Source organism: Streptomyces lycii (assembly GCF_009735685.1).
Classification (GTDB): Bacteria; Actinomycetota; Actinomycetes; order Streptomycetales; family Streptomycetaceae; genus Streptomyces; species Streptomyces lycii.
On the sequence record NZ_WHPN01000172.1, the window covers coordinates 1 to 9,038 of the forward strand.

A 9,038-nucleotide genomic window follows, 5' to 3' on the forward strand; every position below is an offset into this window, starting at 1 on the left:
GCCGGGGCCGTGCCTGTGCCTGTGTCCGGGGCCGTGCCTGTGCCTGTGTCCGGGGCCGTGCCCGTGCCTGTGTCCGCGTCCGGATTCGTGTCCGGATTTGTGTCCGGGTTTGTGTCCGGCCCGGGGTCCCGTCCGGCGCCCCGGTCCCGGAGGCCGGGAGCACCGGCCCGGCGGTTCGGCGTCCGGGCGGCCCGGCGCCGGAACCGCACAGCCGGCCGCGCCACCGGCCGCACCGCCCACCGCACCCCCGGCCGGGCCCGCGACCGGACAACCCGCGGTCGCACCGCCCACCACTCCGCCTGCCGAACCCGCTGCCGGGCCCGCGGCCAACTGCCGGACCGTCCAGCCGCCGTCCCAGGAGCACGTCATGACCAACCCGGACACGGCGGGCACCGCGCACACCTCCGACGCCGCCGGAGCGGCGGGCGGGGCCGGGCGGTCCGGGGCCGCCGGCGGGCGCGGGGCTCAGTTGGAGCGGAGCGGGCTGCGGCCCGGCTGGACCACCGGTGCCTGCGCGACGGCCGCCGCCACGGCCGCGTACACCGCCCTGCTGACCGGCGACTTCCCCGACCCCGTGACGATCACGCTGCCCCGCGGCCAGACCCCGGCCTTCGCGCTCGCCGCCGAGGAACTGCGCCCGGACGGCCGCGCCATGGCAGGGGTCGTCAAGGACGCGGGCGACGACCCGGACGTCACGCACGGGGCGCTGGTGCGGGCGACGGTGCGGCTTCTCCCGCCGGGCGGCGGTGTCGTCTTCCGCGCCGGGCCGGGCGTCGGCACGGTCACCAAGCCCGGGCTGCCCCTGGAGGTCGGCGAGCCCGCCGTCAACCCGGTGCCGCGGCAGCTGATGCGCGACCACATCGCCGGGGCCGCCGCCCGGCACGGCGGTACGGGCGACGCCGAGATCGAGCTGTCGGTCGACGACGGCGCGGAGATCGCCCGCTCCACCTGGAATCCGCGGCTCGGCATCCTGGGCGGGCTGTCGATCCTGGGCACCACCGGCGTCGTGGTGCCGTACTCCTGCTCGGCGTGGATCGACAGCATCCGGCGCGGCATCGACGTGGCCCGCGCGGCGGGGCGTACGCATGTGGCGGGCTGTACGGGGTCGACCTCGGAGAGGGTCGCGGTGGCCGAGCACGGGCTGCCGGAGGACGCGCTGCTGGACATGGGGGACTTCGCGGGCGCCGTGCTGAAGTACCTGCGCCGGCACCCGGTGCCCCGGCTGACGGTGGCGGGCGGCTTCGCCAAGCTGTCCAAGCTGGCCGCGGGCCATCTCGACCTGCACTCGGGCCGGTCGCAGGTGGACAAGGCCTTCCTCGCGGAACTGGCCCGGCGCGGTGGCGCGGACGAGGAGCTGGCCGCCGCCGTGGCCGGGGCGAACACCGGTCTGGAGGCGCTCCAGCTGTGCTCGGCACGGCAGGTGCCGCTCGGTGACCTGGTCGCGGAGGCGGCGCGCGCGACGGCGCTCGGCGTGCTGCGCGGCGAGGCCGTCGAGGTCGACGTGATCTGCATCGACCGCGCGGGCACGGTCGTCGGACGCGCCGCCCCGGCGGGCCCGGGGCGGGACGGCCGGACGCGCTGACCGCGTCCGGCCGCCGGCCGGCCCTCCCCGCCGGGCCGCTGCCTCAGCTCCTCTTCTGCATCCGGCCCGTCGCGGCCGCCACGTCCTCGCGGAGCGCGGGCAGGTCGCGGTGGAGCACCCCGCCCGGGCACTCGGTGGTCAGCCAGTCCTGGTGGCCGCTGAGCAGGGCGGTGTCCTTGGTGACGCCGTCGACGGGGTTGACGAAGGTGACGTCGGCGCGCGGGTCGAGTCCCTGGTACGCCGCGTACACCGCGAGCAGCGCGACCAGCGACGCCCGGGCCTCGGCCGTCGGCTCCCGCTCCACGAAGTCGCCGAGCAGCGCGACTCCGAGGTTGCCGGAGTTGTACCCGGCGGTGTGGAACGCCGTGACGAGCTTGCCGTCGGAGTCGTGTGCGGGCAGGGCGTCCTCGCCCGACCAGCGTCCCTCGTAGATCCGCCCGGCCTCGTCGATCAGGAAGTGGTAGCCGATGTCCCCCCAGTCGTTGGCGACGGCGTGCTGCTCGTAGACGGCGCGCACGGTGGCGGCGGGATCGGGGTCGTCGTTGACGGTGGCGGTGTGGTGCACCGTCATGACCTGCGCCGGGTAGAAGGCCGTGGGCGTGTTCTCCGTGCCGTCCGGCAGGAACCGCAGGGACTCGTCGGCGCCCCAGTCGGCGCGGGTCAGATAGGTCAGTCCGCGCATCCGCTTGCGCTCGGCCGGGACCTTCGTGGTGCGCCGGGGCCCGTGCACGGTGTCGAGCGCCATGGCGCGGACCTCGGTCACCCCGTCGGGCAGGCGCAGTTCGTAGCCGGTGGCGTCGGGCGCGGCGGCCAGGGCCGTCACGGCGCCGCCGGCGGAGCCCTCCCGGCCGCCGGCGCATCCGGCCGTCACCCGCTGCCAGTCGCTCTTCCGGCCGTCGGGCAGGGTGAAGCGGATCTGGGCGCCCCGGTGCGGGCCCCGCCAGCCGAGGCCGACATAGGTGATCGGGAAGTCGGCGCTCACCGGCCGGGTGGCGTCATCGGCGAGCTTGGCGCGGGTGGCGGGGAAGGCGCGTTCCTTCCGCTCGCTGCCGGAATTCTCCTCGCCGGCCGGCTCGTCACCGCTCACGGCGGCGGCCAGCGGGGTGACCGCCGCGGCTGCGGCCACGGCGCCCGCGGCGCCGAGCGCGCCGCGGCGGCTCATGCCGAACGGGCGGCGGTGTTTCGGGCCGGGCGGGGTCGGGTGGGGGGTCGGCATGGTGTCGTGATTCCTCTTCGCAGTGGGTGCGGTCACCGCGGGCGGTGCACGGGCGGCTGTCGGTGCCCGCCGCCGCGCCGAACGGTGCGTGCACCCCGTTCGAACGGATCAGCACCGCGACCGGTTCACCGGGATCGCGTTCCGTCCGCCGCCGGACCCCGCGGCGCCCGTGCCCGGGGTGCCTTCACCGGGGTGCCTTCATCGCGGGCGCCTCCCCGCGGGCCCCTCCCCACAGGCCCCTCCCCGCGGGCGATTTCACCGCAGGTGCCTCCCCGCGGGTGTCCTCACCGCGGGCACCCGCGCTTCGGCCCGGGTGCCTCCGCCGCAGCGCCTGTTCAGTGCCTGCCCAGCGCCTTCGCCGCAAGTCCTCCTCAGCGCCCTCTGCTCAGTGCCTCCTCAGCGCGTCCTCAGCGCGTCCGCCGCGGGTGTCTCCGCCGCGGGTGTGCCCGGCGCGGCTGCCCGCGGCCCGGCTGCCTCCGCCGTGCCCGTACCCGTACGCGTGTACGTGCGTCCCCGCCGCGTCCTCCGTCGGTCCCCCGCCGGGCACCGTCCGGGCACCCGCCGCCGTCACCCGCCGGACGCGCACGGCCCCCCGCCCGGGCCGGCGGCGCCGCGCTCGCGGTGCGGCGAGTAGAGGTGGCTGTCGCCGAACTGCTCGGCGCCCAGCGTGCGGCCCACCATGATGACGGCGGTCCGGGTCACCCCCGCCGCCCCGAGCCGGCCGGCGATGTCCCCGAGGGTGCCCCGCAGCACCAGTTCGTCGGGGCGACTGGCCATCGCGACGACCGCGGCCGGGCAGTCCGGACCGTAGTGCGGCAGGAGTTCGGCCACGACGCGGTCGGCGTAGCGCGCGGCGAGGTGCAGCACGATCAGGGCGCCGCTGCGGCCCAGGGTCGCGAGGTCCTCGCCCTCGGGCATCGGGGTGGCCTGCTGGGCGACCCGGGTGAGGATCACGGTCTGCCCCACCGTCGGCACGGTCAGCTCGCGCCCGAGTGCGGCCGCGGCGGCCGCGAAGGCCGGGACGCCGGGGACGATTTCGTACGGGACGCCGGCCGCGTCGAGCCGCCGCATCTGCTCGGCGACCGCGCTGAACACCGAGGGGTCGCCGGAGTGCAGCCGGGCCACGTCCTCGCCCGCCTCGTGCGCCCGCACCAGTTCGGCGGTGATCCGGTCCAGGTCCAGTTCCGCGGTGTCGGTCAGCCGGGCTCCCGGCGGGCACACGTCGAGCAGTTCGCGCGGCACCAGGCTGCCCGCGTACAGACAGACCCGGCAGGAGGCCAGGATCCGCTGTCCGCGCACGGTGATGAGATCGGCGGCGCCGGGGCCCGCGCCGATGAAGTACACCGTCATCGTCTCTCTCCTCGTTCCCGCAGATCGCCGCCGGCCGGTTTGGCCGCGGTCCATTGGGTGACGGGCATCGCCTGCCGCCACCCGGTGAAGCCGCCCACGGGCGCCGCGTGCGCCACCGCGAGCCGCAGGAGTTCGCCGCCGTGTCTGCTGTACCACTGCGCGAGCAGGGCCTCCGACTCCAGCGTCACGGTGTTGGCGACGAGTCGTCCGCCCGCGGGCAGCGCCGCCCAGCACGCCGCCAGCAGGCCGGGGGTGGTGAGGCCGCCGCCGATGAACACCGCGTCCGGCGTCTCCAGTCCGGCCAGCGCGTGGGGCGCCGTGCCGGTGACGACCCGCAGTGCCGGTACGCCGAGCCGGTCCGCGTTGCGTCCGATCCTGGCCGCCCGCCCGGGATCGCGCTCCACGCTGACGGCCCGGCAGCCGCGGTGGGCGCGCATCCACTCCACCGCCACGGAGCCGGATCCTCCGCCGACGTCCCAGAGCAGTTCGCCGGGCGCCGGTGCCAGCGCGGCGAGCGTTGCGGCGCGCACCGGGCGCTTGGTGAGCTGCCCGTCGTGCTCGTACGCGTCGTCGGGCAGGCCGGGTACGGCGGACAGCCGCGGCGCGCCCGGCTCCGGCACGCAGCCGACGGCGATGACGTTGAGCGGGTCGCCGGGCGGGTGGTCCCAGGTGTCGGCGGTGCCCTCGGTGTGCCGTTCGCCGGGGCCGCCGAGCTGTTCCAGCACGGTCATGCGGCTGGGCCCGAAGCCCCGGTCGCGCAGCAGCGCGGCGACATCGGCCGGGGTGCCGGCGCCCGCGCTGAGCACGAGCAGCCGCCGGCCGGCGTGCAGGACGGCGGCGAGCGCGGCGACGGGGCGCCCGACGAGGCTGACCACCTCGGTCGATTCCACCGGCAGTCCGAGCCGCGCACAGGCGTACGACACGGAGGAGGGGTGGGGCAGCACGCGCAGCCGCCGCGAACCGACGGTTTCGGCCAGGGTCCGGCCGATGCCGTGGAACATCGGGTCCCCGCTGGCGAGCACGGCCACCCGGCGCCCGGAGTGCTCCGCCAGCAGCCCGGGCACGGCGGGGCGCAGCGGTGACGGCCAGGGCACGCGCTCGCCGGTGCACTCCGGCGGGAGCAGGGCGAGCTGCCGGGGTCCGCCGAGGACGACCTCCGCGGCGAGCAGCGCGTCCCGGGAGCCGGGCGCGAGCCCCGGCCAGCCGTCGGCGCCGATGCCGACGACGGTGACGGACGGTGCGCCGCCGGCTTCGGTCCCGGCATCGGTGCCGGTGCAGGTGCCGGCCTCGGCTTGGACTCCGGCTTCGGCTTGGGCTGGTACTCGGACTCCGGCTTCGGCTTGGGCTGGTGCTCGGACTCCGGCTCCGGCTTCGGCTTCGGGAAGGCAGCCCGGGGCGGGGCCGGCGTCGGCCGGGGCAGGCTCGGCCTCGGCCGGGGCGGCGCCGAGGCCGTCACCGGGGCGTGCGGCGGCCGGGCTCACCGGTGCGTCCCGGTCTTCCGGGCGCGCGGAACGGTTCCGGGGTCCGCCGGTGCGGTCCGGCACCGGGCGCGGCCGTGGCTGCCGTAGGGCATGGCGGTCCTCTTCCTGGGGTCCTCGCCCCGGGTCGGCGGTGGGCGGCGGGCCAGTCTCCTGGCTGCCGGATCGGCGCTCGCCCCCGCCTTCCGGTCCCGGTGGGGGGCCGTGGCGTCGAGGGGGTCCGCTCCCCGGTCACAGTGGCGGGACCGCGCCGGATTCGCACCGGCTTCCTGGTTCCCGCCGCCCTTGTTCTGTCAACTGGCCAGCATCCTCCCTCATGCCGCCGCGGGCCCGTACAGCGGCTCCCGCGGTGGCTGGAAAACCCCCTCTGAGCTGCGGACATTTAAAATGACTGCGCTCTGCGCGGGCTTATGCTCCGTCGCGTGGACGCACCTGCTCCGTTCAGTCACCCGCTCGCGTACGTGCGCCGCAGCCGCGGCTGGACCCATCAGGCCCTGGTGGAGGTACTGGCCCGCCGGGTCGGGATGAGCGCCAACCGGCAGAAGGCCTGGCGCTGGGAGCACCGCGGGGTGGTGCCCGACGAGGAGACCCAGCGGGCGCTCGCCGAGGAACTGGGCGTCCCGCTCGACCGGCTGCGGTCGGACCCCTGGCCGGGCTGGCTGCCGGCCGGGGACAGCGCCGGGCTCGACGAGGAGTGGACCGCCGCAGGCTGTCTGCGGGCGCTGGAGCTGACGACGGCCGACGCCCTCGCGGACCACCGCGGGTTCCCCGTCCTCCCGGCGGGTGCGGCCGCCGCGATGGCCGGGCGTCTGCCGCCCCCCTCACCGGGCGGCGGTTCCGGGCCCGGCGGGGCGGCGGAACACGGGTCCGCCGGGCCCGGGACCGCGGGGGACGCGGCGGACGGGTTCGCCGGTGATCTCGTGCGTTCCCTGGAGCAGCGGCTGCCGCTGCTCCGCCGGCTGGACGACGAGCTGGGCGGCGGTGGCGTACGCGCCCCGGCCGACGCCGAGTTGCGCACGGTGACGGCTCTGCTCCGGCAGGGCCGGCACGGCGGCGGGCACACCCGCCGCCTGCTGTCGGTGGCCGCCGAGCTGGGGCGGATCGCCGGGTGGGCGGGGGTCGACGCGGGCTACCACGCTGCGGCCCAGCGCTACTTCACCGTCGGTCTGCGCGCCGCGCACGCGGCCGGGGACCGGCTGGCCGCGGCCAATCTGCTCAAGTGCATGACCCTTCAGCTCGCCGAGTGCGGCCGCCCCGACGAGGCGCTGGCGCTGGCCGGTACGGCGCGGCGGTGCGCCGCGGGCGGGCCGGGCCGGGTGCGCGCGATGCTGGCCGTCCGGCACGCCCGGGCGCACGCCCTCTCCGGTGACCGCGCCGCCTGCGAGAAGCTGCTCGCCGAGGCCGACGGCCTCATGGAGCGCGCGGCCTCCGAACCCTGCCCCGGCTGGGCGGCGTACTTCGACAGCGCCGAGTACAGCGCACAGGTGGCCTTCTGCCATCTGCTGACGGGCCGGCACCGGCTGTGCGACCGCCGGCTGACCGAGGCGCTCGCCCTCCAGCCGCCGTCCCGCCCGCGCGACGGCACCACCTACCGGATGTGGCGGGCGGAGGCCGCCGTGCGGCTCGGCGAGGTGGACCGGGCCTGCGCGGAGCTTGCGGAGGCGCTGCCGTTGGTCGCCGGTTGCTCCTCGGCTCGGAACCGCGCCCGGCTGGACTCGGTGCGCCGGTTGTTGCGGCCGTACCGCACCACCCGTTCCGTACGCGCCCTGGACGAACGCCTACGGGCACTGAGCGGATGAGACAGAAAGTGACCGACCCTTGTTCTGTTTCCGTGGTTCACCAGGGAGAAGACCACAGGAAGACCACAGGCCTCCGCTGGCACTCCAACTCCTCTCCGTGTTCTCTTGATTACGGCGTGACACGTCCGGCGTCGCACACCTGCGCGCTCGCCTACGGACGGCCGCCGCTCTCACCGCCGCGGCTCACCGGGAGCCGCGCCGTCCACGGCACCGAGGAGGCAGCGATTCCGCCGCTTCCCCGCCGCCCGGACCGGCCGCCCCGGCCCTCCGTGACAGGCCGCGCCCGACCGGGGCGACGCCTGCCCGTGGCGCGACCGCGCCACCGCGTCAGCCGCCGCTGAGCCACCCCCCGCACAGAACCGACATCCCCTCCGTCCGCTGTGAAGGTGCTCCATGGACCGACCACCCCCGACCGCCCCCCTGTCCCTCCGCCGGAGGCTGGTCCGGCCCGCGGCGTCCCTGCTCGCGGTCGCCGCCGCCGCGGGCCCCTGGGCGCTCGGCGGGGCGGGCGCCGGGTGGGCCGCGGCCTGTGGCGCGGCCGCCGCCGCGGCTCTGCTGGCCCTCGTCGACCGGCTGCACGGGGCACTGCGCGACGCCGAGCACGAGATGCTGGCGTGCCGCGAGGAGGCCGCGCGGCACGACGCGGAGTGGCGGGCGTACTGCGCGGCCCAGGACGCCCGGCGGGAGGAAACGGTCCGCCATCTCGCCGAGGTGCGGTTCCCCGCCGCCCTCGCGGGCGAGCCGGTTCCGGCCGCGCAGCCCCCCGAGGCCGAGGAGTCCGTCGCCCGCTGGCACGAGAAGCTGCTGGTGTCCGGCGCCCAGGTGCTGCGGAACGTCCGCGAGCGGGAGGAGTCGCTGCGCCTCGTCGTCGTGGCCCTCTCCCGCCGGGTCCAGGCGTCCTCGCACCGCATCCAGGAGGAGATGGCGGGCATGGAGGCCCGGCACCCGCACCTCCCCGACGTCGCGGAGTCCGGCATGCGCGGCGATCACGCGGCCGCCCAGCAGGCCCGGATCGCGCAGAGCCTGGCCGTGCTGTGCGGCGAGTGGCCCGGGCAGCAGTGGCAGAAGCCGCACGCGCTGGTCGACGTGGTCCGCGCCGGGGCCTCCCGCATCGTGTCGTACCAGCGCGTCAAGGTCTCCGGCGACCAGGACGTGGCGGCGGCGGCGACCGTCGTGGAGCCGCTCGTGCACGTGGTGGCCGAACTGCTCGCCAACGCCACCCAGTGCGCCCCGCCGACCACCCATGTCGAGGTCACCGTCCGGCCGGTGACCCGCGGCGCCGTCATCGAGATCGACGACGCCGGGCTCGGCATGGACGAGTACACCCTCGACCGGGCCCGCGAGATCGCGTCCGGCAAGCGGCTGCTCGGCTTCGCCGACCTCGGCGAGGTCCCGCAGACCGGACTCGCGGTCGTCGGCCGCTACGCCGAGCGCCACGACCTCAAGATCGACCTGATGCCGTCGCCCTACGGCGGGGTGCGCGCCGTGGTCCTGGTGCCCGACGCCCTGCTGCACACCCTGGAGCCGGCCGGTGTACCCGCGTCCCGGCAGCCCGGACCGGACACCGGGGACGCCCCGTCCGCCGGCGGTCCCGGGCCGGGCCGGGCCGAGGA

General features: G+C 76.9%; 6 protein-coding genes and 1 riboswitch. Of the genes, 3 read left to right on the top strand and 3 right to left on the bottom strand.

The window, feature by feature from the left end; translation table 11 throughout:
- Positions 1–367: 367 nt before the first annotated feature.
- Positions 368–1,582 (top strand): cobalt-precorrin-5B (C(1))-methyltransferase, encoded by a 1,215-nt coding sequence (locus GCU69_RS07140; RefSeq protein WP_098752429.1) that lies wholly within the window; start codon positions 368–370, stop codon positions 1,580–1,582.
- Between the two features lie 43 nt (positions 1,583–1,625).
- Here the strand turns inward: GCU69_RS07140 and GCU69_RS07145 are convergent, their stop codons facing one another.
- The 3 genes from GCU69_RS07145 to cbiE all read right to left on the bottom strand — a co-directional run bounded on the left by GCU69_RS07145 (position 1,626) and on the right by cbiE (position 5,365).
- Positions 1,626–2,798, bottom strand: coding sequence for a peptidoglycan recognition protein family protein (locus GCU69_RS07145; protein ID WP_235978296.1), 1,173 nt, complete (start codon positions 2,796–2,798; stop codon positions 1,626–1,628).
- A 567-nt stretch (positions 2,799–3,365) separates the two neighbouring features.
- Complete coding sequence (gene cobM / locus GCU69_RS07150; protein ID WP_098755408.1) at positions 3,366–4,148, bottom strand: precorrin-4 C(11)-methyltransferase; 783 nt, start codon at positions 4,146–4,148, stop codon at positions 3,366–3,368.
- Positions 4,145–5,365, bottom strand: coding sequence for a precorrin-6y C5,15-methyltransferase (decarboxylating) subunit CbiE (gene cbiE / locus GCU69_RS07155; protein WP_156205439.1), 1,221 nt, complete (start codon positions 5,363–5,365; stop codon positions 4,145–4,147). Before cbiE ends, cobM begins: the two co-directional genes overlap by 4 nt.
- A gap of 387 nt (positions 5,366–5,752) precedes the next feature.
- Positions 5,753–5,943: riboswitch (cobalamin riboswitch) on the bottom strand.
- A gap of 105 nt (positions 5,944–6,048) precedes the next feature.
- Between cbiE and GCU69_RS07160 the strand changes: the two genes are divergently transcribed.
- Both GCU69_RS07160 and GCU69_RS07165 read left to right on the top strand, forming a co-directional pair.
- Entirely contained in the window at positions 6,049–7,425 is a 1,377-nt protein-coding gene (locus GCU69_RS07160; RefSeq protein WP_218037905.1) for a helix-turn-helix domain-containing protein, read from the top strand.
- A gap of 393 nt (positions 7,426–7,818) precedes the next feature.
- A partial coding sequence (locus tag GCU69_RS07165) for an ATP-binding protein (RefSeq protein WP_170315796.1) occupies positions 7,819–9,038 on the top strand: 1,220 nt, incomplete at its 3' end.